Here is a 22936-nt window from a genome sequence, read left to right on the forward strand (position 1 = left end):
CCCGCCCCTTGCCCCGCGGCTCGGTTCGCCCTGCATTTGGGTGCGTTCGCCCCGCAAACGGACCGAACCGACAAGCCTCTGGAACTTTTCCATAATTTTGCAGGTTGCGCCCAAACCACAGTCCGCGGCGAACAGCGGACATGGTGTTTCCGGGTCGATGCCTCGACCCCTCACGATTTTCCAGCATAGGGGAATTTATGCGCAAGACTTCGATTATGGCCGTCGCGGCGGCAAGCTTCTTCATCGCTCCGCTGGCGGCTGCCCAGCCGCAGCCCGAGGCCCCGGCGCCCACCGAGGAACCGGCTCCCACCCCGCCCTCGACCGAGCCGACCGACGAGCCGGCGCCCGCGCCCGCCCCGTCGGACGAGCCCGCACCCAAGGAAGAGCCCGCGCCCGAACCGCAGGCCTGATCCACCGGGCCCACCGGTAAAAATCGCCGCCGAAGCGTCCGCGCTTCGGCGGTTTTTTATTGGACGGGGATCGCCGCCGTCAGCGGCGCATGCCCCCAGTGGCGCAGCAGGTCGAGGATCGCCCCGCCCGTCAGCCCGAGCGTCGCGGTGTTGCGCAGCGGGTGGACGTTGACCCGATCGGCGGCGGCCAGCCCCGCGTCGAGCACCACGGTGATGCTGCCCGGCGCCGCGTTGATCGCGGCGAGCGGCGTCACCGACCCCGGCAGGATGCCGAGCAGCCGCGCCATGTCGTCGGCCTTGCCGAAGCTCACGCGCTTGCAGCCGATCGCGGCGGGCAGCGCTTTCAGGTCGACGCGCGCCTCGCCCGGGACGGTGACGAGCCAGAAGGCCCCCGCCGTGTCCTTGAGGAACAGATTCTTGGTATGCGCGCCGGGGATCGCGGCGTTCACCGGTTCGCTTTCGGCGACGGTGAACACCGCGACATGCTCGTGCGCGGCAAAGGGGATGGCGAGCGTTTCCAGATCGGCCAGCAATCCCGTTTCGCCGCGCATGAGGATCAACCGCTTACAGGCGGTGCAGCGCGCACAGCTTGTTGCCCGACGGATCGCGCAGATAGGCGAGATACATCTTCATCGCGCCGCCGTCGCGGACGCCCGGCGGGTCCTCGATCGCGGTGCCGCCGTTCGCGACGCCCGCCGCGTGCCAGGCGTCGGCCTGTTCGGGATTGTCCATCGCAAAACCGATGGTGCAGCCGTTGCCCGCGGTCGCCGGCGCGCCGTCGATCGGCGCGGTGACGAGGAACAGGCCGCCGTTGTGGACATAGATCAGGCGGCCCTTGTCGTCCTGGATCCCCGGCTTGCCGCCGATCGCCTGAAAGGTCGCGTCGTAGAATTTCTTCGATGCCTCAAGGTCGTTCGACCCGACCATATTGTGACTGTACATCGCCTTGGCTCCTCCTGATTTTGGTTGCGAATCGATACCTATACCCTGCGTCAGCGGAACACCACCGTCTTGCGTCCGTCGATCAGGACGCGCTGTTCGGCGACCCAGCGGACCGCGCGCGCGAGCACCTGTGCCTCGATGTCGCGGCCGGTGCGGATCAGGTCCTCGACCGAATCGCGGTGATCGACGCGCTCGACCGCCTGTTCGATGATCGGTCCCTCGTCGAGGTCGCTGGTCACGAAATGCGCGGTCGCGCCGATCAGCTTGACTCCGCGCTCGTGCGCGCGGTGATAGGGCTTGGCGCCCTTGAAGCCGGGCAGGAAGCTGTGGTGGATGTTGATGCAGCGGCCCGCGAGCGCCGCCGAAAAATCCTGCGACAGGATCTGCATATAGCGCGCGAGCACCAGATACTCCGCCCCGCCGCGCGCCATCACGTCGAGGATCGCGGCTTCCTGCGCCGCGCGGTTGGCGTCGCTGACCGGCAGGTAGTGGAACGGCACGCCGTGCCATTCGCTGAGGCGCCGCTGCGCCTCATGGTTCGACACGACGCCGACGATGTCGATCGCCAGATTGCCCGTCGACCAGCGGTGGAGCAGGTCGTTGAGGCAATGGCTGCCCTGCGACACCGCGATGACGAAGCGCGGCTTCGCGGCGCGGTCGCGGATGCGCGCGTCCATCGCGAAGCGGGTGACGATCGGCGCGAAGGCTTCCTCGACGCCGGCGAGCCCTGCGGGAAAGCGCGGACCGGCACCGCGGAATTCGACGCGCATGAAAAAGCGCCCCGAATCGAGGTCGGCATATTGCTGGCTGTCGAGGATGAAGCCGTCGCGCTCGGCGAGCAGCCCCGTCACCGCGGCGACGATCCCCACCGCGTCGGCGCAGCTGAAGGTCAGGACATAGGGTCCGGTCAAATCAAATGCTCCCTCCGAATGGAAGCACCCACCCCAAAGCCCGTTCGTGCTGAGCTTGTCGAAGCACTGTTCTTCCTTCGCGCGCCGCATGAAGGAAGAACAGCCCTTCGACAAGCTCAGGGCGAACGGACAAGGAAATTAAATCAATAAACCACCACCGAACGAATGCTCTCGCCCGCGTGCATCAGGTCGAATCCCTTGTTGATCTCCTCCAGCCCCATGACATGGGTGATCATCGGGTCGATCTCGATCTTGCCCTGCATGTACATGTCGACGATCTTCGGCACGTCGGTGCGGCCCTTGGCGCCGCCGAACGCGGTGCCGCGCCAGTTGCGCCCGGTCACGAGCTGGAACGGCCGCGTCGCGATTTCCTTGCCCGCTTCGGCGACGCCGATGATGATCGAGGTGCCCCAGCCGCGGTGGCAGGCCTCCAGCGCGATCCGCATCACCTCGGTATTGCCCGTCGCGTCGAAGGTATAGTCGGCGCCGCCGTCGGTCATCGCGACGATCGCCGCGACGACATCCTCGCGGCTCATGCCCTTCGAATTGAGGAATTCGGTCATGCCGAACTTGCGGCCCCATTCCTCTCGGGTTGGGTTGATGTCGACGCCGATGATCTGGTTCGCGCCAGCGAGCCGCGCGCCCTGGATCACGTTGAGCCCGATCCCGCCGAGTCCGAAGACGACGACATTGTCGCCGACCTGCACCTTCGCCGTGTTGATGACGGCACCGACCCCGGTCGTGACGCCGCAGCCGATGTAGCAGCTCGACTGGAACGGCGCGTCCTGACGGATTTTCGCGACCGCGATTTCGGGCAGCACGGTGAAGTTCGAGAAGGTCGAGCAGCCCATATAATGGAAGATCGGCTGGCCCTTGTACGAAAAGCGCGTCGTGCCGTCGGGCATCAGCCCCTTGCCCTGGGTGGCGCGGATCGCGGTGCAGAGGTTGGTCTTGCCCGAAAGGCAGCTTTTGCACTGGCGGCATTCGGGGGTGTAGAGCGGGATGACATGATCGCCGGGGACGACGCTGCTCACCCCCGCGCCGACCTCGCGCACGACGCCCGCGCCCTCATGCCCCAGCACGCTCGGGAAGATGCCCTCGCTGTCGAAGCCGTCGAGCGTGTACGCATCGGTGTGGCAGATGCCCGTCGCCATGATCTCGACCAGCACCTCGCCCGCCTTCGGGCCTTCGAGGTCGAGTTCGACGATTTCGAGCGGCTTCTTCGCTTCGAACGCAACGGCGGCGCGGGTCTTCATGGGGATGCTCCTCACGGACAATGGATTGCGCCCGCTGTACACCGATCGAAATGCGGATAAAGGGGCCAATCGGCAATATATTATCCCAAAGGTGAGATAATGGGCGCATGGGAGGGCATCGACGAGATCGTCGCGATCGCCGACGCGGGCAGCTTCGTCGCCGCGGCGGCGCGGCTCGGCACCTCGACCTCGCACATCAGCCGCGCGGTGATCCGCCTCGAAAACCGCATCGGCGCGCAGATTTTCGTGCGCACGACGCGCCGCGTCGTCCCCACCCCGGCGGGCCGCACCCTGATCGAGCAGTTCCGCAGCCTGATCGCGGCGCGCAACGACGCGCTCTCGGCGGTCAGCGACGACGGCGCGCCGCGCGGCGAGGTGCGGATGACCTGCTCGATCGCGATGGGCGAGCGTTTCGTCGCGCAGATCGCGCGCGATTACGCCTTCGCCTTTCCCGACGTGACCGTGACGCTCGAACTCACCAACCGCGTCGTCGACCTGCTCGCCGAGGGATTCGACCTCGCGATCCGCACCGGCACGCTGCCGGACTCGGGGCTGGTCGCAACGCGCATCGCCTCACGCAGCCTCTACCTCTGCGCCGCCCCCGCCTATCTCGCGCGCGCCGGAACGCCCGCGTCGATCGACGACCTCGCGCGCCACGAATGCCTGCTCGGCACCGCCCCCGCCTGGCATTTTCGCGCGCAGGGCAAGGAGATCACCCACCGCCCCGCAGGCCGCTGGCGCTGCAACAGCGGCACCGCGGTCACCGAAGCCGCGCTCGCGGGTCATGGCGTCTGCCAGCTTCCCGATTTCTATGTGATGCCGCACCTGCAAAGCGGCGCGCTCGTCTCGCTCCTCGACCCGCTCCGTCCGCAGGAGGAACCGATCTGGGCAGTCTATCCGCAGCGCCGCCACCTGCTGCCGAAGGTGCGGCTGCTGATCGACAAATTGCGCGAGGAATTGCCGGGGGCGTTGTCGCGGAGTGGGGCCTAGTGCTCCAAATTTTGGCTTGAACAAGATCATTAACCGCTCTCAAGTTGCGGACTGATTTTCGGGGGGGGGGGGGACGTATGGCAGTAGGGATCAAGGTCGGCAGCATTACCGATGAAATCGGCACCGCCGACTTCTTTCACGCTTTCTTCTCAACAATATCGGCGACACTCGAAGATCGCTGGGGCGCAAGGTTTCCGGTCTTGCTCAACCAGCTTTATCAAGGCTCGCTCCCGCACTCACAAGCTGCGACTGCACTCAGCGAGCTTGCGCAAATAAGCAGCGAACTGGCCGCGTTTCCGCCCTCTGCGGTCGTTTGGGATATCGATGATCGTACCAAACAGCCACCTTGGGGCGACAATATCAGTGAAGATATCACCAATCTCGCCAACTATTTCGTAACATCAACCGGCCGTGATTTGATTGTGACCGTTACGGAAGCGCTCGACGACCTGCACAGCATTGGAGGCAGTGCCGAAATCGTGCAATGTTGAAGCCCCTCAACACTCCACCACGCTGACCGCCAGCCCGCCTTTCGACGTTTCCTTGTATTTGTCGCGCATATCGCGCCCCGTTTGCAGCATCGTCGCGATCACCGTGTCGAGGCTGACGACATGGGTGCCGTCGCCGATCATCGCGATGCGGCTCGCGTCGATGGCCTTGATCGCGCCCATCGCGTTGCGCTCTATGCACGGGATCTGCACGAGGCCGCCGATCGGATCGCAGGTGAGGCCGAGATTATGCTCCATGCCGATCTCGGCGGCATTCTCGACCTGCGCGTTGGTGCCGCCGAGCGCCGCGGTCAGCCCCGCCGCCGCCATCGAGCAGGCGACGCCGACCTCGCCCTGACAGCCGACCTCGGCGCCCGAGATGCTGGCGTTGCGCTTGTACAAAGCCCCGACCGCGCCCGCCGCCAGCAGGAAGGTGCGCACCCCGGCGGCGTCGCCGCGATAGCCGCGGCGGTAGAAGCGGATCACCGCGGGGATGATCCCCGCCGCACCGTTGGTCGGCGCGGTGACGACCTTGCCGCCCGCGGCATTTTCCTCGTTCACCGCCATCGCCCACAGGTTGATCCAGTCCATCATCGCGAGCGGATCGATCAGATTGGTTTCGTGGCGGCCCCGGATATCGTCGGCGATCTGCGGCGCGCGGCGCTTGACCTTGAGGCCCCCCGGCAAAATTCCGGTGCTCGAACAGCCCGCGTCGATCGAGGCATCCATCGCCTCGGCGATCGCATCGATGCCCGCCGTCACCTCGTTCGGCGGGCGGTGACGCACTTCGTTGGCGAACATCATTTCGGCAAAGCTGAGGCCCGACGCCTTGCCCATCGCGATCAGGTCGGCGCCCGAGGTGAAGGGATAGGGCAGTTCGACCTCATCCTCGGCGCCGCGGCTGTTGCGCCCCGCCTCGTCCTCGTCGACGACGAAACCGCCGCCGATCGAGAAATACATGCGCTTGGCGAGGATCTCGCCGTCGCCGTCGCGCGCGGTGAAGGAGAGCGCATTGCTGTGGAACGGCTGGCGCTGCTTCATCTGGAAATGCAGGTCGCGCGCCGGCTGGAACCGCACGCGCTGGCGCCCGAGCAGGTAGAGCGCGCCCTCGCCCTCCGCCCGGTCCCAGTGCGCCTTGATCGCGGCGAGGCTGGTCGACGCAGGGATTTCGCCCGCGAGCCCCGCGACCACCGCGGTGTCCGCCGCGTGCCCCTTCCCCGTCAGCGCGAGCGAACCGTAGAGATCGGCCTCGACATGCGCGGTGCCCGCGAGCAGCCCCACCTCGTCGAGCCAGACGGTGAAACGGCGTGCCGCGACCATCGGCCCGACGGTGTGCGAGCTGGAGGGTCCGACGCCGATCTTGAACAATTCAAACAGGCTGATGGTCATGGCCGAGATTCTTCTAGGGTGCCGGGGCAATCGCTTCGAGAGGGAGCGCCGCGACGATCTGGCGCGACGCGGGCAGCGTATAATGGCCATAGTCAAAATGGAAAGGCGAACCATCGGGCGCGAACAGCGGACAGACGCCCGCCGCCGGGCATTCGAGGTCCTGCATCGAGATATAGGTCGCGCCCGCAGCGCGGACCTGGGGCGCCATCAGCCGGTCGAGCGCGACCGGTCCCTGCGCGCGGCCGGCGCGCGCCACCGCGAGGTCGTCACGCGCGACCGCGCGGGCGAGCAGGCGCGGCAGCGGTTCGTCATATTCGACCGACGGCCCGAGCACGGTCACCGCGATGCCGCGGTCGCGGAAACGGCGAATGGCGCGGAGCACGCCGGCCATCTCCCCTTCCTGCCAGCGCGCCGACAGGATGACGCGGTCGAGCCGCCCTTCGCCGGGCAGCGTGCCGAAACCGATCTCCATCACCTCGGTACAGCGTTTTGCGCCCGCAGTCGGCCAGACCGGCCGGCACCCCGACCCGTTGACCTGCATCACATGCACGTCGGGCAGGCGTTCGGCGATCGCCTGCACCACCTGTCCGGCGTGGCTGTCGCCGAGGATCATCACGTTCGGCCGGTCGGGGCGCAGCGTCGCGCAGCGCGCCACGTCGAAGCGCGGGTTGATGCTGTCGGCCATGCACAGCCCGCTCTTGAACTGCAGCTTCGCGGCCGGCGAGAAATCATAGTCGAGATAGGTCAGGATGCGTTCGATCTTCGGGTCGGCGATGCGCGCCGCCGACGCCTGCATCGCGAGAACCGCCGCGGCGCCCGCGACCGCCAGCATCGCGACCAGCGCCGACCACAGGATGCGCGGCGTCGCCCAGCCGCGGCCGCGATCGAGGAAGGGGCGCTCGATCAGGCGGTAGCTGAGGATCGCCAGCACGAAGGACAGCGCGATCGTCGCCGCCATCTCGCCCGCGTCGAGCGTCATGCCGCGTTCGAAGCGCCAGAAGCTCATCACCGGCCAGTGCCACAGATAGAGCGAGTAGCTGATGTCGCCGACGAAACGCATCGGCGCGAGCGAGAGCAGCCGCGCCGTGCCGCCGCTCTCGCCATAGGCGATGAGCAGCGCGGTGCCGATGCACGGCAGCAACGCCCACGGCGCGGGGAAGCTGCTGTCCTCCGTGATCACGAACAGCCCCGCGATCACGAGCGCGAGGCCGGTCCACGCCGCGGCGACCCTGATCCGGCCGGCCAGAGCGGGAAAGCCCCCCGTCGCGACAAGCGCGCCAAGTCCCAGTTCCCATGCACGCGTCGGCAGCAGGTAGAAGGCGAACGCCGCCTTGTTGATCATCGTGAAGGCAAAGGCCAGCCCCAGCGACGCCGCGACAATCGCCCACAGCGCGGGCACGATCCGCTTCGGCAGCCAGCGATGGAGCGCGAGCAGCAGCAGCGGATAGATGTTAGGGGACTAGAGGTTCCAGAACGCCGGGATTGAGCGGCATATTGTGGGATTGCGCGGGACGAAGGGCGGAAAACCGGGCGTTTCGGCACATTCGGGGCGCTCCGTGGAAGTGGGACCGTTATCTAGATTAACCACCGTAATAGACATCGCTCGGACAGGATCAACCAGAGTCGGGCGCGAGCTTCTTAGAAGCGCGTGAGACGGCGCTGAGCGGGCTCTCAGGCGGCTTTCAGTCGGGCGATGACGGCGGGGCGGCCCGAAAACGAGCGCGGTAAGTGGGACCGGAAGTGGGACCCTGGGCAAAAATGGGTCGTTTCAGGTCCCACTTAGCATTTGGCGCGGAAATCCGGGCGTTTTGACGCGGCGAATGGCACGCACCGCCTTGCAGTCAAAGACTTAAGTGGGCCGGATCAAATCAGCTGTCGACGGCGTTTGCCATGCGACAATCTTCCAGGATCGGCAGGCCCATGATCTCGCGGACTTCATTGCAAACGACGGTCGCCTGTTGACCTTTTTTGAGCGAGCCGGTGGATGCTCCGGCCCGTTTATCGAAGAGTGCCTGCACCGGTCGCGTCTGGCCGGTTTCGAACAGCACGGCCGGATCATCAGCAAAGTCCAGCACGACGCGGCGGACGGTGCCGGTGAGTTGGACCGGAACGCCGCCATAGTCTTGCATCGCCCCAACTTCGTTCGCTTCGAAGGCGGCTACAAGTTGGTCGACCGTGACCTTTACAGCCGGGTTTGATGCCGCCACTGCGTCGCGCGCACCTGCCTGCTCAGCGCCGGAACCTTCCAGCTGCCCGATTGCCAGAGCGCCATCGTCGGGTTCGGCCGGCTCGGGGGAGGAACAGGCGGCGAGGCCCAGTGCGGCGCCGATCAACAGTTTCTTCATATACCCCTCCCCCAATTCATCAGCCGACCAGCCTGAGTGTCGGCCTTATCTTCAACGCGACGACATTGTCGACCTCTGGCACATCCATCGCGGGTTCGACCTGTCGCGTGACGATGTCGGCCGGGACGGTCAGGAATATGCAGCGGTGATAGCGATCTCGCTGGGCGCGGCCTTCGCGCAGCGCGTCGAGTTCGGCGTCGCGGCGGTGCGCGCGCCAGGGACCGACGCGCTTGCCACACCAGGAGTAGGCATATTGGGTGACGGTGCGCATCAGTCGAGCGCCTCCCGCAGCCATTCGCCTTCGGCCTGTTCGAGCGCGTCGTGAAATTCCCAGCTCGCTTCGTCCTGGTTGAGGCGTTTCGACAGATCGAGCGCGGTCGACAGGCGCGCCGAGCGCGGGTCGCTGCGCACCGATCGCGCGAGTTCGCCGACGAGGTCCTTTCGCGTGTGCTGGCGCCGCAGCCAGTCGATGAAGGTTCCAGCGGCGGTAGTCACGTTCGACATCGCATGTTCTCCTTTCCGGTTCACGAGTCGCAAGCGACGGTAGAACAAAATGAGAACATCGACAATCGAGCGCCACGGCGGCGTCCCTAAATCGGACGGGCGAGCTGGCCGACGACGCGCGCCACCACCTCGTACTGATCCTCTTCGTGTCCGAGATCGCGGGACAGGACGGTGTGTTCGTCGCTGCCGTCGTCGCGCAGCGCAAAGCGCGCCATCACGATCCCGCCATTGACGCGGAAGAGATAGTAGGCACCGTGGACCATTCGCTCGCCCTTGCGGTGATCGCGACAGAATAAAGGCGTGCCGGTGTTGAGGGTCAGCGCATCATACGGCGCCGGCAGGCGACCGATCCACAGGCCGGAATTTTCGCCCAGACTGGAGTAGAGCCAGTCGCGTCGGAACCTCGTCGACGAGATCGGGTCCATCTTTCCCAGTTCGTCGATTTCCAAGAGCGCATATTCGGGCACCTCGACCCAATCGGCGTCGTTCGCGTCGACCAGCGGGCGCGGTCCGGCGCTTTCGCGGCCATCGATCAAAAACTCGACCGAAGTTCCCAAGGCGCGAGCAATCAAAACCGCGTTGTCGGCGCGCGAAATGCCCTTTCTGACATAATCGCTGATCGTGCTCGTTGAAATTCCGGTTTTCTCGGACAGCCAGCCGTAATCCCGGCCGTCGAGCAACGACAAAATGCGCCTTCCAACCGAATTATCGGTTTGAGATGGTTGACGGCGTTTTTTCGGCTCGCTATCCGGGTTTTCGTTACGAACTTTCGGATTTGCCATTATGTCACTCGCTCAAATGCACAGGGAGGATGTTAAAGCCGCGCTTCGCAAGAAGTACGGCACCATCCGAAAATTCGAAATTGCGCACGGGTTTTCGCCCGGCTCCGTCCACGACGTCCTCCGACACAGGAAATGGGCACGGGTGGAGCGGGCAATCGCGGCCGCCATCGACGTTCCTTCGAGTCTATCCGAAAAAACGGATAGCACCGCCGAATCCTCGACGCAGCATCTAATTGCGGGAGCCCAATAGGTATGGCTTCCCAGCATTCTGAAATCTTCCCGCTCGATCCGGCTGCGGTTGTCGTCGGTCCGCGTATCGGCCTGTTCTGGCCGGAAAAGGCTAGCGCGCTCGGCGCGCTGATGAAGCGTGACGGGCAGAATGACCCGATCAAGGTCCAGCACAAGAAGGGCGAATGGTTGCTCGTCACGGGTCTGCACCGGCTGCGCGGGGCGATCGAAGCCGGGCTGGACACGATCAAGGCGATCGAGGTCGAGGGCAGTTCCGCCGAGCTGGCGCTGATCGAGGCGAGCGAGAATATCCATCGCCGGGATTTTGGCCCGATCGAGCGCGCCCTGTTCATCCGCGAAATCGCCGAGCTAGCCGAGGAGCGTTGGTCGAAGGGTCATGAAAACCTGACCCCCCAGCAGATCGGCCAGATCAAGCGCTGGGAACGCGAGCGCGAGAAGGCGCCGGGCGTTGTTCGCGCTGATGATGCCGCAGCGATGGAGGCGGAGTATAGTGCGGCAACAATTGCCGGACTATATGGATGGCAGGAAGAAGTTGCGGAATCACTCGGCCTTTCGCCGCGCACGATCCGCGATTCCCTGAAAATCCATCGCCAGCTGATCGCGCCTTTCGAGGCAGAGCTTTGGGAACTGCTCGCGCGTTCGCCCCTGGGCAAGAAGCGCGCGGCGCTGATGGAACTCGCCGACATCGCCGACGAGGAAACGCGCCGGTTGGTGATCGACACGATCGTCGGCGATGACATGGGCGAGATCAAATCCGTCTCGGACGCGATGATCGCGGCGGGCGCGAAGGCGGCGGCGGGCAAGGTCCGCAAAGCCGGCGATAGCAAGTGGATGGATGGGGCCGGTACCAATCTCGATCGCCTGAGCGCATCGGGGTGGCGGCAGTTCGCCCCAACGCTGGTCGAGAAGATCAAGCCAAGCGCCCTCGTCACCATCCGCGACGCTGTCCTTGCGAGAATTGCCGCCGAGGGCGGCGTCGAAGCGATCGGAGCCGACGATGCCTGATCATTCCACATCGGTTTTCCTTGAGCGTATGCGCGTCGGGGTTTTGGGACTCTGGTTCGAAGCGCAGGCAGTCGATCGGCAGATGGAGGCCGCTCGCCGCGTTGGCGTGATCGCCCATGCCGATGCGTTGCACTTGGCCGGGTTCTCGCGATGTCTCGCGGACACGGCGGCTGGATATGCTGCCGGGGTCGCGCCGCGAACCATCGACAAATGGCGCCGCCGCGTTCGCGGTGTGCGGCTGGATCGAGCCGAAGCTCTTTATCTGCTTTGTCCGCGGACCATGCGGACGCGATCCAAGCGGAAAGGGCGTCGAGCATGATCCGCCGTCCCGTCACCTGCGCGGCGCCGGGGTGCCGCTGTGTGATCGAGCCCGGCAATTGGCTGTGCCCGGGTCACTGGTTTTCGCTGCCGGAGCGGCTGCGCAAGGCGTTGGGCGCGACGTGGCGTGCGCGGCATGTCGCGGCCTTTCAGGAAAATTGGACCGAGGCGCTGGTCATCCTCGACCCGTCGCCTTCGCGGCGCACGACGCCGCCGACGATCGCCTTCGAGGGCGAGCGTCCGGTCGCCTATGCAACGGGGAGGATGCTGTGAGCAGCGAACTCAAAATCAATCCGAACTTCGTGCTCGCGCTGGACATTTTTGCGCGACCCGACCGGCGCCCGATCCTGATCGTTGTCGACAAGGAAACGGCTGATTATTCGGTCTACGAATTGAGCACCGACACCATCGCCGACATCATCTCGGCGGTGGATCAGGAAATCGATGTCGCCCAGGAAATCCCGCGGGCGATCGAGACCGACAGCGCGATTTGCTTCTGCTCTTCCGAACTGCGGGCTTGGCTCGCCATGAAGGGTATCGAGCATCGCTTCCGTCCGCTGATGCCGATTGTCGAGGCGCTGATCCGTCAAAATGCACCCGACTGGAACGCCCAGTGAGCGCGGCCGAACTGACCGCGCTCGCCGCCGACCGTCATCCCTGGGATTGGTATGTCGACGAGAGCTGGTGCACCGAGGCGCTGATCGCGACGATCGGCTTCGACGCCTTCAAGGGGCAACTGATCCACGATCCGTGCTGCGGGCGCGGGACGATTCCGCAGGTGTTCGCGACATTCGGTTTCGAGGTCAGCGGCGGCGATGTCGAGGACCGGCGCGGTGCGTACGGCTTTCACGTCGACGACTGGGCGTTCGCGATCCGCGATTTTTACCTGTCGCCGCCGAAACGGAGCGATAGGCCGACGTCGATCGCGTTCAATCCGCCCTATTCGACACAGGACGGGTGCGTCGTCACGGCGCTGTCGTCGATGATGGTCAGCCGGGCGCTGCGCGTCGCGACGCACAAGGTTTGCGCGCTGGTGCCCAGCAAATGGCTGCACAGCGATGAGCGGTACCGGCTGTTCGAGCGCAAGATGCCGTCGGACGTCATCCACCTGATGGAGCGGCCGTCGATGCCGCCGGGGCATTTGATCCCCGCGCTGGGCGACGACGCGTTCGGCAACGGCAAGGCTGATTATTCGTGGGTGATGTTCGACAATCGCGCCGTCACCGCGCCGGGCGAGACGCGGACTCATTTCGTGAAGCCGCGCGACGCGGTGTTCAAGGCAGCGGGGCGCGGGCGATGAGCAAGTCGAAACCGACGCGCGCCGAGCAGCTGCGCCGCCACCGCGAAATCTTTGAATATGCGCTGGCCCATGGGCTGACGCTGGTCGCGGCCGAGATCGCCATGCTGCGCGAGGCGCGCGCGGCGCGGCTGGCGCGACAGGAAGCCACCCGCCGCTGTGGCCGCGTGATCGCGCCTGCGTCGGTTGCGGTCGCCGATCGGCCGCTGACCCCGATTCCCGTTGATGCACCCTGGATGATGAGGGATTGAAGTGATGAGCAATATTCGCCCGATTTCTGACCCCACCGTCGCGACCGCGATGGTTGCGACCTTCCGGTCGATCGAGCACCGCGACGCGTTGCTCGCCGCGATCGCGAAGGCAAACAAGGACCTTGGCGACCAGGTCGTGTTCATCGGCATGGACGTGTCGACCAAGCCCGACATGTCGGTCGAGGTGCTTGCGCGCGGACGTCCCAACGGCGCGATCGAGATCGTCAAGATGCAGCCGCCGATCGATCCGGCCGACGTGCCGGCATGCATGCGGCCCGATTGCATGCCGCCCGCACCGCCTTCCGTTTCACGCCCGCCGATCATCAAGAGCCGCGCGGAGCGACTTCGGGTTGAACAAACAAACAGTGATGGCCGGCGTAGCGCAGCGGTAGCGCGCCCGTTGCAAGGGGCGGTTCGCCGCGATCGGGTCGCACCCGATCGTGCCCCGCGCACGATGGAGGAGGTCGCGGGTTCGAATCCCGCCGCCGGCCAACCCCGCCGCCAGCCCGGCCGCAACTGGATCGAGCAGCGGCAGGCTCGGATCGACGGCGCGATCGCGTTCCTTCGCGATCGGGGTGTCGTGGTGTCGATCATGGACAGGCAGGCGCCGATCCGCACCTATTTCGTCTCGGCAAACCGCCGCTCGCTCTATGCCGAAGAGCTGGTCGAGATGGCGATCGAATGGGGCTGGGTCGAATGACGAAACGCTCCTTCCAGACCATGATGGACATCAACGCGCATTGCACGTTTTGCGATGCGCGGTGCGATGCTCGCAATGCGCAGGCTTGGGCACATCAGCACGCCAAGACCACGGGCCATGTCGTCTATTTCTCCCCGGTCTTTAAGGTCGAATCGGCGCAGCGTCCCTTGTTCGCGTTCGAACCGGCGGTGCCCGTCCGGTGACCAAGCGCAGCCCCGCCTTCAGTTCCGACCAGCTGGCCTTCACGTTCGAGGTGCCGCAGCCGCAGCGCCACGAGGGCGCCTTGGCTGGGCTGTCGCGCGAGGTTTCGTCGGCGGTGGCGCGCATCCTGAAAGAGGATGGCCGCAGCCGCCCGGCGCTGGCGGCTGCGCTGTCCGAGCTGCTCGACGAAGAGATCGACAAGATGACGATTGACGGCTGGGCGAGCGAGGCGCGTGACCGGTTCAACATCTCATTCGCGCGCCTGCTCGCGCTCGTCCAGGTCACCGACCGCGTCGACGTGCTGGACGCGCTGCTCCGCCGGATCGGCGTGGCCGCGCTGTTCGGCGAGGAAATCATGACCGCGCAGCTGGGCCATCTCGATCGCCAGATCGCCGAGCTGAACGCCCGCAAGAAACAAATCCAGCAACGAGCCGTGCCGATCGGGCGCGCGACGGGGGACGCATGAAATTCACCGGAGGAAAATTCTGGTTCTCGGCCAGCGAGCTTGCCGAGTTGAAATTGCCCGGCCTGCCGTCGTCGAAGCGCAAGGTGAACGAGCGCGCGGACAAGGAATGCTGGGCGCTGAAAGTCGATGCCGACGGCATGCCGCTGGCGCGGCCGCGCAAGGCGGTCGGCGGAGGCCTTGAATATCATGTGTCGATCCTGCCCGCGGCGACGCAGACGGCGCTGGTGCGGCGCGGCATTTCGGTCGCGTGCGAGCCGACCGAGGACGAAGCGCTGCGTCAGGGCACGGCATGGAGTTGGTACGAGGCGCAGTCCGGCAAGGTGAAGGCGGAGGCCGAGCGCCGCAACGCAATCCTGACGCAGGTCGAGGCGCTGATCGAGGGCGGCATCCCGGTCAGCAACGCGGTGGCGGCGGTGGCGATCGGCGAGAAGGTCGGCGGGTCGACGCTGCACGAATGGCGCGCGATGGTCAAAGGCGTGCCCGGCGCCGACTGGCTGCCGCATCTTGCCCCGCGCCGGAAGGGCGGCGGTCGGCAGGTCGATATCGACCCCGAGCTTTGGCAGGTGCTGATTTCCGATTATCTGCGTCCCGAACGCCCGACCTTCTCGTCCTGCTATTGGCGGGCCAGCCAGATCGGCGAGGCGAAGGGCCTCTCATTGCCGTCTGAGAAGACGTTGAAGCGCCGCTTCGACGCCGAGATCGACAAGCGCCTCGTCACCGCCAAGCGCCATGGGAAGGATGCGCTGCGCCAGATGCTGCCGCCGCAGCGCCGGTCGGTCGCACACCTGCACGCGATGGAAGCGGTCGATATCGACGGGCACAAGTTCGACGTCTGGGTCCACCGCAAGGGCGCGAAGCCGAACGACAAGCCGATCCGCCCGACAATGATCGCGATTCAGGACCTGCACAGCCGCAAGATGCTGGCGTGGCGGCTGGGCGAGAGCGAAAGTGCGTTGCTTACCCGCCTGACCTTTGCCGACCTGTTCCGCGATTATGGTATTCCGAAGCGCTGCACGAGCGACAATGGTCGCGCGTTCGCGTCGAAGGAAATCACCGGCGGCGCCGAGACGCGCAATCGCTTCACGATCCGCGCCGACGATCCGACAGGGCTGCTGACCGCGCTGGGGATCAAGACCGACTGGGCGTTGCCCTATCGCGGTCAGTCCAAGCCGATCGAGCGCTTCTTCCGTGACGTCGCCGACTATATCTCGCGTCACCCGGCCTGCTCGGGGGCGTGGACGGGCAACCGGATCGACAACAAGCCCGATTACAAGCCCGACGCGATCGAATGGGACACGTTCGTCCAGATCGTGAATGCCGGGGTGAAGGCGCTCAATGCCAAGCTGGGCCGCCGGACCGAGATGGCGAACGGGCGCAGCTTCGACCAGGCGTTCAACGCCAGCTATGCGACGGCGCCGATCGGCAAGGCGACCGAAGAACAGATGCGGCTCGCGCTGCTGACTGCCGACCGCGTGACGACCGACCGCAAAAGCGGCGAGATCAAGCTGGCGAAAAATCGCTATTGGTCGCCCGAGCTGATGCAGATCGCGGGCCAGAAGGTGACGATCCGCTTCGACCCCGACCAGCTGCACGGTGATATCCATGTCTATGACCCGACGGGCCGCTTTCTCGTCACCGCGCAGCTGATCGAGGACAGTGGATTTCACAGTCTGGAAGCCGCGCGCGCGCGGGCCAAGCTGGAACGCGACCATCGCAAGGCGACCCGCGAGCTGGAAGAGCGCGAGCAGTTGCTCGTCGCCTCGTCGATCGCGGCGATGCTGCCCGACACGGCCGAACCCGAATTGCCCGAGCCCGAGGTTATCCGGGTGGTGCGTCCGCGCCATCGCAACGGGTCCGCGGCCGTTGCCGTGCAGGCCGAACAGACCCCGAATTTCATGAACCGTTTTGGTGCCGCCGTCGCGCAGTTCCGGGTGGTCGAATGAAAGCGGCGGCGGAGGGTTAGGAGCCTCCGCCGCCGGCAATGTCCCGTGAAAGACAAAGGAAAGCGTAGCATGAACAATCCCGAAAATCAGCCCGTCGATATCGAAGACCAGCGCGCTTGGCTGATCGATCATAAGGCGGCCACCGGCATGAGCTGGTCGGACTTGGAAAAGCGCATCGGTCGCGCCGCCGGGACGCTCAGCCAGTTCGCCAGCGCCAAGGGCTATGCCGGCGACGAGAAGGGCGTTGCCGAACAGGTCTATCGTTATCAGCAGCAGCTGCTCAGCCAGAAGGCGTTTGCCGTGACGGCGCCCGAGCTGCCGACCTTCTTCGCGGGGCCGACCGCTAGCGAAGTCATCCAAATCCTGACCTATGGTCAGCGCGGTCGCATTGTCGTGATCGCTACCGGCGCCGGCATGGGCAAGACCAAGGCGATCGACCATTATCGCGCCAGCGTGTCGAACGTCTGGAAAGCGACGATCCGCCCGTCGTCGTCGGGTGTCATGAACATGCTGCTCGCGGTGCTCGCCGCGCTGGGCGAGCGCGACATCACCGGACCGCCGAACAAGCTCAGTCAGCTGATCATCGACAAGGTTCGTAACAGTGGCGGGCTGATCGTCATCGACGAAGCTCAACATCTGTCGGAAAAATCGCTCGAAGAGCTGCGCAGCCTGCACGATGAGACCGGCGTCGGCATCGCGCTCGTCGGCAATATTTCGGTGCTATCGCGGCTCGAAGGCGGCACCCGCAAGGCGAATTTCGCGCAGCTGTTCAGTCGGGTCGGCATGCGCATGGTCCGCGCCCAGCCTCTGCAAGGCGACGCCGACGCGCTTTGCGATGCGTGGAACATCGGCGACGCGAAGATCATCACCGCAGTGCGCGAAATCTGCCAGAAGCCGGGCGCGCTGCGCGGCGCGACGATGACGCTTGAGCTGGCGCACATGATCGCGGCGAGCGAGGGCCAGACGGTCAACGCCGGTCACGTCCGCGATTGTTGGGCGCAGCTCTCGACCCGGCAGATCGCGGCGTGACCCGCATGTCGGACATCGCGGCCGCGCTGACGCGGCAGGGGCGCGACCGGCCTTCGGTCGTCGCGCTCAAGCTCTATGCCTTTGCGTGGATCGTCATCTTTGGCGCGCTGGGCGTGATGGTCGCGGGCGTGATGACGGGAGCGATCGAATGAGCATCCCCATGTTCCGCGACCGCGCGCACGCCAAACGGTGGCTGGCCGAAAAGGCGGCGGTGATCGGCGCGCTCGAAGCGCTCGGTACCCGCGAGGAGATCGAGGCGGCGTCCTTCGAATATGCGCTGGTGCGGGCGTGGTTGGGCGACGATCGGGACATGCGTTCGCCGCGTCCCTGGTATGTCGAGCTGGCGCTCGTCGCGGCCTTCACGCTGGTGCTGATCGGCGTGCTTTGGCTGGCGGGAGAAATCCGGTGAGCGTCGCGGCCCGTGCCTTCGTCACTCCCGGCGACCAGCGTCGCCGGGGGCTGCTCGCCAAGGTCCATATCGCGAAGAAGCAACTCGGCCTGTCGGACGATGATTATCGCGCGATCATCTTCACGCACTGCTCGGCGACGCCGATCGAACAGGCGAGCGATGAAGACCTCGCGCTCGCCAGCGCGCGCAACGCGACAGACGATCAGCTGGAGCGCATCGTCCAGCATTTCGCGCAGCGCGGATTCAAGACGGTCGCGAAGGTGCCGGGTCGCAAGGCGCCCGCGGCCGACTTCCCCGCGGCGAAGAAGGCGCGCGCGCTGTGGATTTCGCTCTACCAGCTCGGGGCGGTGCGCAACCGGTCGGACGCCGCGCTGGAGGCGTTTGCGAAGCGCCAGATGCAGGTCGAGAATTGGCGCTGGTCCGACCAGTCGATGTCGTACCGGCTGATCGAGGCGCTCAAAGCGATGGCGAAGCGCCATGGCTGGGACGTCGGCGAGGGCAGCCACGCGAAGCTGATCGGGAGCAAATACCGGCTCAACCGCGCGATCCTGAAAAAGCTGGTCGACGCCGGCGTCGCGCACCCGGACTGGCGCGTGCCCGAGGCGTTGTTCCGCCTGACCGGCGAGGAAGTCCGTGAAATCGACCTGACCCTGTCGATCGAGTTGCAGACGCGCGTGTCGCAGCTGCTCGGCGACGTCCTGCGCGACCGCGCGCCCATGCACAACCCGGAGGCCTGACATGCAAGATTATCGCCTGCACCGCGACAAGCTGCGCACCGATCGCGAACCGCTGGAGTTCCGTACGTTGCCGCTGTTCGAAACCCGCGCGCAGCGGCTTCGCCGCGAGGCGGCGCGCCAGCGCGCGCTGACCTTTGCCGGCGGAGTCGGCTTCGCCATCGCGGCGATCGCCGCGCTGGCGGTTATCTTCTGATCCCATGAAGCAATCGCGAATCCTCGATTCCGCGATCTTTGACCAGGTCGCTGCCGTGATCGGCAGCGGCGACGCCGCCAAGCTGTGCGATCGGCTGGGAGGCACGTGCCTTTATGTGCCCGCCAGCGTCGGCACGAATCATCCGATCACGCTCGCGATCGGCGCCGCTGCCGCGAAATTGCTTTGCGAACATTTCACCGGCGAGCAGCTCCAGCTTCCCAAGGCCTGGCACCGCAAGCGGCGCGTCATCGAACTCGCGGCGCAGGAGCCGAAACTGACGCTCGCCGAGATCGCGCTTGCCACCGACTACAGCCAGCGGCATGTCATCCGCATCCTGGCCGAATCCCAAGAGGATGACGGCCAGCTGGACCTCTTCGCCGACTTGTGACGAATGTCATCTGACCGCGCGGCGCCCGACGCGCCATTGCAGCGGTCATGGGGAGCGACACCAACACCACCGAAACGGACGACATCGTCGTCGAAAGCTGGACGCCGCGCTTTGCGCGCGCTGTCGACAAGCTGCTGAAAATCGAAGGCGGGTTCGTCGACGATCCGGTCGATCGCGGCGGCGCCACGAAATACGGCTGGTCGCTGCGCACGCTGGTCCATGAAGGCGCGATCGACCTCGACGAAGATGGGCGGCTCGACTTCGACCTCGACGGCGACGGCGACATCGATCGCGACGATGTCCGCAAGCTGACGCGCGGCGACGCGAAGTTCCTCTACCACCGCTGTTTCTGGCAGCGCCTGGGCGCCGATAACCTGCCGCGACCGATCGGCGAGATGCTGTTCGACCAGGGCGTCAACGCCGGGCTGGGCAATGCGCGCCGGCTGCTCCAGCTCGCGCTCAACCGCTGCCTTGCCCGCGCAGTCGCCAGCGCCAAGCCCGAGGCGCTCAGCGCCGACCGCAATCTCGGCCCGCTCACGATGAAGGCGCTGGACTGGGTGCTGAAATGGCCGGCGCTCGGCATGCCGGCGCTGATCGACGCGTACCGCACCGAAGTGCGGCTTCGCTACCGCGCGATCGCCGCCGCCAATCCTTCGCAGAAGCGATTCCTGAATGGCTGGCTGGCGCGCGCCGACGAACTGGGGAGGGATTGATGAAGGTCTTGTCGGGATTTCGGCTGTTCGGCGCGGCGACGGGCGCGCTGCTGCTCGCCGCGTTGATCATCGGCGCGTGGACCGGGCTCGCCGCGAAACGCGATCTCAAGCAGCTGCGCGGCGACGTCGCCAGTTGCTCGCTCGCGGCCGAGAAAGCCAGCGCGCCCGCCGATCGCTGCGCCGAGCCGGTCAAGGCGGTGATCACCGCCGCGCGCCAGGCGAAGCAATGCGACGTCGCGCTGGTCGCCCGCAACCGCGATGCAACGCGCTTCGCGATCCACTCGGCCTGTTCGACCGCGGTCAAGGCCGAGGTTGCGGCGCGCACCGCCGCCGAGGATGGACAGCGCGCGGCCGAGGGCGAGGTCGACCGGCTGATCGCCGACCAGGGAAAGATCGCCGACCGCGCCGAGGCGCGCGGTCGCGACCAGGCAAAAAGAAAGGACGCCGCCGATGACGCGATCAAATCCGCGCCGAGCGCTGGCGATGGCAGCGGCACTCGCAAGCATTGCGATGCTGCCTGCCTGCGCAAACTCTCCCGCGCAGCCTGAGCCGGGCGCCGCGCCCGACCCGGTGATCGAGCGCCGGGTCGAGACGAAACCCGTCTGTCCGCCCGAGCTGAGCCAGGCGCTGCCGCCGTCGCCCGCGATGCCCGCGGGCGCCGCGATCGACGCCGACCCGCCGACGCTCGCCTGGATCGCCGCCCGCTTCGCGCGCGAGCTGTTGCTCGAAGCGCGCCTGATCGACGCAAGGACTGCCTGCCCCAATGGCTGATACCGTTCCCTTTGAAACGCGCACGCTGGAGCAAATGGCGCGCGCGACGGCGGTATCGCCGAAGGCGCTGATCGGGTGTCAGGAGCCAGGCGGGTCGATGCAGTCGGTCGAAGCCCGGCGGCTGTTCGGAAAATTGCTCCAGGTCGATACCGCCTATGAAACCGAGGCCGCCCCAGCAGGGCTCCAGGGCGATCTTGCGTGGCCCGCGTTTTCCTGTGGTTTCGTCTATGCCGATCCCACCCCGGCGAAAAATGGCTGGTGGCGCAAGATCGGCGCGCCGGGCGCCGGCAGTTGGGAACAGTTCGAAAAGCTGTCGTCGGAGGCCGCTGCCGAAGTGCAAGGGCTGGTCGGTGATGCGCAGGATGCGCGCGACGATGCGGTGGGCGCCGCGGCGGGGTTGCAGCACATGTTGCCCGCGACCTTCTTGCCCGCGGTCTGGACAGCGGGATATTGGTGGCGCCGTCCGCGCGGTACCGTCATTCGCGACTTCATCGGCAACAAGCATGTCGACATCGCCACCGCCTTTCCGAACGGCCTGTCGTTCGACGGCGATGGCTGGCTGATCCTTGCCAACCAGGGGGCGAAGCTCCCCGCGCAGGGACACAAGGCGCAGCTTCATATCTTCGAGGTCGAAGAGGGCGGCGGCACCGGATATTATTTCGCAACCTCTACGGGAAAGGCAGCCGGCAAGGGTCAGGTCGGCGGCCTCGCCACTTGGACCAAGGTCTATGGGGTGCAGGGTTGGGGTCCGCATCAGATATTTCGGCGCGGCGATTTGGGCGGCACCGGCGGCTATGAATGGGAAGGCGGCGGCGTCGTGGGCGTCGCGGCCGTTGCCGCCGACAACCCGACAGGACAGCCGGTGCTCGCCGCGGCCAGTTCGGCCCTGGCGGGCAAGGCGTCGTGGATTCGGCATATCTGCTCGCTTTATGCCGCGACCGAACCCACCGAAGCGGAAATCAGCCAGGCGGCGCAATATCTGCGACCGGAGCTCGCCGAGCACCGGAAGTGGCTGCGGGTCGAGGATTGCCCGCGCGAAGCGATCCCCGTGTTCGCCTTCGGTGAAAGCACCGACACGTCGACGCTGTTCGCAGCGGCGACGGCCAGTTTCGCCGGCGACGTGATGACGGTGATCGGCTTCAACGGCAACGCGCCTCGCGCGCTGGAGGCCGGTCACGCGCTGAAGGCGAGCGCCAACGCCGACCTCAACCAATATGTCGTCGCGCAGCTGACCAGCAACGAGCCCGACGGGGCGATGGGCAAGCGCGGAACCTATCGCGTGAGCTGGGCACCCGCAGTGACGGGGAACCAGGCAGTCTATTACCCTGACATGACGGTCGCTCAGCAGAATCAGCGCGCGAACAATGTCCGCGTCGTCGCGCGAAACAGCAACAGTTCGGGCACCACGGGCGTGTCGATGGACCGGCTGACGATGCGGCCGCCCTACGACAACCAGGCGGCGCCGAACGTCAAATCGATCGCACCGAAATCGGGCTGGGCCTATGGCTTCGTTCGTGCCGCGAACGAAGCGCCCGACGACGGGCGCTTCTATGACCTGGTGTTCGTTTCGCAAGGATCGACACAGGATTGCCCGGGCGGTTCCGAAGCCGCGCAAACGACCTCGACCAACTATGTCAACGCGCTCGGTGGCACCACGAATGTCACCGCTGCGCTGTCGCGCAATGTCAAGAACCTTGTCTCGGCGGGAATGGTTGGCTCGCTGCTCAATCGCAATGTTCACCGCGAAGAGCAGCGCAGCCGCAAGCTCGGCGTCGGGTACACCGTCGTCCATTGGGTCAAGAGCTGGGGCCTCAACACCGCGTTCATCGGGACGGGCGCGGTTCCCGACGTCGCCACCCCGCTGCAATGGCTGGAAGACGATCGCCAATTCATCATCACCTTCGTCGGCATCGCCGACCCTCAGATGACGATCGTCGATCCGCATCAGCCCGATGGCGACGGCGACGGCTTCGCCGACGGCGTCTTGGGCGGCGATCCCGATTACCCGAACAGTCCGGCTGGCGTGAACCGTGCCGCCGCCCTGGCGAACGAACGCGACGCCGGCACCGCCTTCAAGGCTGCGCATCTCGCTTCGGTCGACCGGATCGACGGCAACGTCGTCCATCTGAACAGCGCGAATGGCGATCGGGTGCACCCCAGCTTTGCCGGTCAGGACAAGCTCGGCGGGCTGATCCACGCAAATGTCCGCGCCAAGCGCAATGTGCGCACAACACCCGTTTTTTAGGGAA

At 65.8% G+C, this 22936-nt stretch carries 31 protein-coding genes and 1 pseudogene; 22 read left to right on the forward strand and 10 right to left on the reverse strand.

Features of this window, described 5'->3' with window-relative positions:
- The first annotated feature begins 197 nt into the window (after positions 1-197).
- A complete protein-coding gene (locus tag EAO27_RS13475; protein ID WP_242770606.1) occupies positions 198-410 on the forward strand; it encodes a hypothetical protein in 213 nt (70 codons plus the stop codon).
- 56 nt (positions 411-466) lie between these two features.
- On the opposite strand, the gene EAO27_RS13480 is transcribed toward EAO27_RS13475, so the two are convergent.
- From EAO27_RS13480 to EAO27_RS13495, 4 genes are all read right to left on the reverse strand, one after another.
- On the reverse strand, positions 467-961 hold the full coding sequence (locus EAO27_RS13480; protein ID WP_242770608.1) for a prolyl-tRNA synthetase associated domain-containing protein: 495 nt from the start codon (positions 959-961) through the stop codon (positions 467-469).
- Between the two features lie 13 nt (positions 962-974).
- Positions 975-1352, reverse strand: coding sequence for a VOC family protein (locus EAO27_RS13485; protein WP_242770610.1), 378 nt, complete (start codon positions 1350-1352; stop codon positions 975-977).
- Between the two features lie 50 nt (positions 1353-1402).
- Positions 1403-2263, reverse strand: coding sequence for a formyltetrahydrofolate deformylase (gene purU, locus EAO27_RS13490; protein WP_242770612.1), 861 nt, complete (start codon positions 2261-2263; stop codon positions 1403-1405).
- 143 nt (positions 2264-2406) lie between these two features.
- A complete protein-coding gene (locus EAO27_RS13495) occupies positions 2407-3519 on the reverse strand; it encodes an S-(hydroxymethyl)glutathione dehydrogenase/class III alcohol dehydrogenase (RefSeq protein ID WP_242770615.1) in 1113 nt (370 codons plus the stop codon).
- 99 nt (positions 3520-3618) lie between these two features.
- Between EAO27_RS13495 and EAO27_RS13500 the strand changes: the two genes are divergently transcribed.
- Together EAO27_RS13500 and EAO27_RS13505 are read left to right on the forward strand one after the other, a co-directional pair.
- Positions 3619-4509 carry a LysR family transcriptional regulator gene (locus EAO27_RS13500; protein WP_242770617.1) on the forward strand — a complete coding sequence of 297 codons (891 nt, stop codon included), beginning with the start codon at positions 3619-3621 and terminating at the stop codon, positions 4507-4509.
- Between the two features lie 77 nt (positions 4510-4586).
- Entirely contained in the window at positions 4587-5000 is a 414-nt protein-coding gene (locus EAO27_RS13505) for an immunity 70 family protein (protein WP_242770621.1), read from the forward strand.
- Positions 5001-5006: 6 nt separating this feature from the next.
- On the opposite strand, the gene EAO27_RS13510 is transcribed toward EAO27_RS13505, so the two are convergent.
- From EAO27_RS13510 to EAO27_RS13535, 6 genes are all read right to left on the reverse strand, one after another.
- Positions 5007-6386, reverse strand: coding sequence for an L-serine ammonia-lyase (locus EAO27_RS13510; RefSeq protein ID WP_242770623.1), 1380 nt, complete (start codon positions 6384-6386; stop codon positions 5007-5009).
- A gap of 13 nt (positions 6387-6399) precedes the next feature.
- Positions 6400-7785 carry an acyltransferase family protein gene (locus EAO27_RS13515; protein WP_242770626.1) on the reverse strand — a complete coding sequence of 462 codons (1386 nt, stop codon included), beginning with the start codon at positions 7783-7785 and terminating at the stop codon, positions 6400-6402.
- 469 nt (positions 7786-8254) lie between these two features.
- On the reverse strand, positions 8255-8731 hold the full coding sequence (locus tag EAO27_RS13520; RefSeq protein ID WP_242770629.1) for an OB-fold putative lipoprotein: 477 nt from the start codon (positions 8729-8731) through the stop codon (positions 8255-8257).
- Between the two features lie 19 nt (positions 8732-8750).
- Positions 8751-9002, reverse strand: a complete 252-nt coding sequence (locus tag EAO27_RS13525) for a hypothetical protein (RefSeq protein ID WP_242770632.1) — start codon at positions 9000-9002, stop codon at positions 8751-8753.
- Positions 9002-9235: a hypothetical protein gene (locus EAO27_RS13530; protein WP_242770635.1), complete on the reverse strand. Its 234-nt coding sequence runs from the start codon at positions 9233-9235 to the stop codon at positions 9002-9004. The genes EAO27_RS13525 and EAO27_RS13530 overlap by 1 nt, the downstream gene beginning before the upstream one ends.
- Before the next feature lie 86 nt (positions 9236-9321).
- The gene (locus EAO27_RS13535; RefSeq protein WP_242770637.1) at positions 9322-10017 is read right to left on the reverse strand and encodes a helix-turn-helix transcriptional regulator; all 696 of its coding nucleotides are present in this window, start codon (positions 10015-10017) and stop codon (positions 9322-9324) included.
- A 252-nt stretch (positions 10018-10269) separates the two neighbouring features.
- On the opposite strand from EAO27_RS13535, the gene EAO27_RS13540 reads away from it, so the two are divergent.
- The 19 genes and pseudogenes from EAO27_RS13540 to EAO27_RS13630 all read left to right on the forward strand — a co-directional run bounded on the left by EAO27_RS13540 (position 10270) and on the right by EAO27_RS13630 (position 22932).
- On the forward strand, positions 10270-11271 hold the full coding sequence (locus EAO27_RS13540) for a ParB/RepB/Spo0J family partition protein (RefSeq protein WP_242770639.1): 1002 nt from the start codon (positions 10270-10272) through the stop codon (positions 11269-11271).
- A 315-nt stretch (positions 11272-11586) separates the two neighbouring features.
- Positions 11587-11862 (forward strand): hypothetical protein, encoded by a 276-nt coding sequence (locus EAO27_RS13545; protein ID WP_242770641.1) that lies wholly within the window; start codon positions 11587-11589, stop codon positions 11860-11862.
- On the forward strand, positions 11859-12206 hold the full coding sequence (locus tag EAO27_RS13550; protein WP_242770643.1) for a transposase family protein: 348 nt from the start codon (positions 11859-11861) through the stop codon (positions 12204-12206). The genes EAO27_RS13545 and EAO27_RS13550 overlap by 4 nt, the downstream gene beginning before the upstream one ends.
- Positions 12203-12889, forward strand: a complete 687-nt coding sequence (locus tag EAO27_RS13555) for a hypothetical protein (protein ID WP_242770645.1) — start codon at positions 12203-12205, stop codon at positions 12887-12889. Before EAO27_RS13550 ends, EAO27_RS13555 begins: the two co-directional genes overlap by 4 nt.
- Positions 12886-13137: a hypothetical protein gene (locus EAO27_RS13560; RefSeq protein ID WP_242770647.1), complete on the forward strand. Its 252-nt coding sequence runs from the start codon at positions 12886-12888 to the stop codon at positions 13135-13137. Before EAO27_RS13555 ends, EAO27_RS13560 begins: the two co-directional genes overlap by 4 nt.
- Before the next feature lie 371 nt (positions 13138-13508).
- Positions 13509-13627: pseudogene (locus EAO27_RS13565) on the forward strand.
- Positions 13628-13833: 206 nt separating this feature from the next.
- Positions 13834-14040, forward strand: coding sequence for a hypothetical protein (locus tag EAO27_RS13570; protein WP_242770649.1), 207 nt, complete (start codon positions 13834-13836; stop codon positions 14038-14040).
- Positions 14037-14504, forward strand: a complete 468-nt coding sequence (locus EAO27_RS13575) for a hypothetical protein (protein ID WP_242770651.1) — start codon at positions 14037-14039, stop codon at positions 14502-14504. The genes EAO27_RS13570 and EAO27_RS13575 overlap by 4 nt, the downstream gene beginning before the upstream one ends.
- On the forward strand, positions 14501-16447 hold the full coding sequence (locus tag EAO27_RS13580; RefSeq protein WP_242770652.1) for a transposase domain-containing protein: 1947 nt from the start codon (positions 14501-14503) through the stop codon (positions 16445-16447). The genes EAO27_RS13575 and EAO27_RS13580 overlap by 4 nt, the downstream gene beginning before the upstream one ends.
- A 69-nt stretch (positions 16448-16516) precedes the next feature.
- Positions 16517-17476 (forward strand): AAA family ATPase, encoded by a 960-nt coding sequence (locus EAO27_RS13585; RefSeq protein ID WP_242770653.1) that lies wholly within the window; start codon positions 16517-16519, stop codon positions 17474-17476.
- Positions 17473-17628, forward strand: coding sequence for a hypothetical protein (locus EAO27_RS13590; protein ID WP_242770654.1), 156 nt, complete (start codon positions 17473-17475; stop codon positions 17626-17628). Before EAO27_RS13585 ends, EAO27_RS13590 begins: the two co-directional genes overlap by 4 nt.
- Positions 17625-17885 (forward strand): hypothetical protein, encoded by a 261-nt coding sequence (locus EAO27_RS13595; protein WP_242770655.1) that lies wholly within the window; start codon positions 17625-17627, stop codon positions 17883-17885. Before EAO27_RS13590 ends, EAO27_RS13595 begins: the two co-directional genes overlap by 4 nt.
- Positions 17882-18622 carry a regulatory protein GemA gene (locus EAO27_RS13600; protein ID WP_242770656.1) on the forward strand — a complete coding sequence of 247 codons (741 nt, stop codon included), beginning with the start codon at positions 17882-17884 and terminating at the stop codon, positions 18620-18622. The genes EAO27_RS13595 and EAO27_RS13600 overlap by 4 nt, the downstream gene beginning before the upstream one ends.
- 1 nt (position 18623) lies before the next feature.
- On the forward strand, positions 18624-18815 hold the full coding sequence (locus EAO27_RS13605; RefSeq protein WP_242770657.1) for a hypothetical protein: 192 nt from the start codon (positions 18624-18626) through the stop codon (positions 18813-18815).
- A gap of 4 nt (positions 18816-18819) precedes the next feature.
- Complete coding sequence (locus tag EAO27_RS13610) at positions 18820-19203, forward strand: hypothetical protein (protein ID WP_242770658.1); 384 nt, start codon at positions 18820-18822, stop codon at positions 19201-19203.
- 47 nt (positions 19204-19250) lie between these two features.
- Positions 19251-19916, forward strand: a complete 666-nt coding sequence (locus EAO27_RS13615) for an N-acetylmuramidase (RefSeq protein ID WP_242770660.1) — start codon at positions 19251-19253, stop codon at positions 19914-19916.
- Positions 19916-20464, forward strand: coding sequence for a hypothetical protein (locus tag EAO27_RS13620; RefSeq protein ID WP_242770662.1), 549 nt, complete (start codon positions 19916-19918; stop codon positions 20462-20464). The genes EAO27_RS13615 and EAO27_RS13620 overlap by 1 nt, the downstream gene beginning before the upstream one ends.
- A 22-nt stretch (positions 20465-20486) precedes the next feature.
- Positions 20487-20687: a hypothetical protein gene (locus tag EAO27_RS13625; protein ID WP_242770664.1), complete on the forward strand. Its 201-nt coding sequence runs from the start codon at positions 20487-20489 to the stop codon at positions 20685-20687.
- The gene (locus EAO27_RS13630; RefSeq protein WP_242770666.1) at positions 20680-22932 is read left to right on the forward strand and encodes a hypothetical protein; all 2253 of its coding nucleotides are present in this window, start codon (positions 20680-20682) and stop codon (positions 22930-22932) included. Before EAO27_RS13625 ends, EAO27_RS13630 begins: the two co-directional genes overlap by 8 nt.
- Positions 22933-22936: the final 4 nt, after the last annotated feature.

It is taken from the genome of Sphingopyxis sp. YF1, assembly GCF_022701295.1.
Lineage (GTDB): Bacteria > Pseudomonadota > Alphaproteobacteria > Sphingomonadales > Sphingomonadaceae > Sphingopyxis.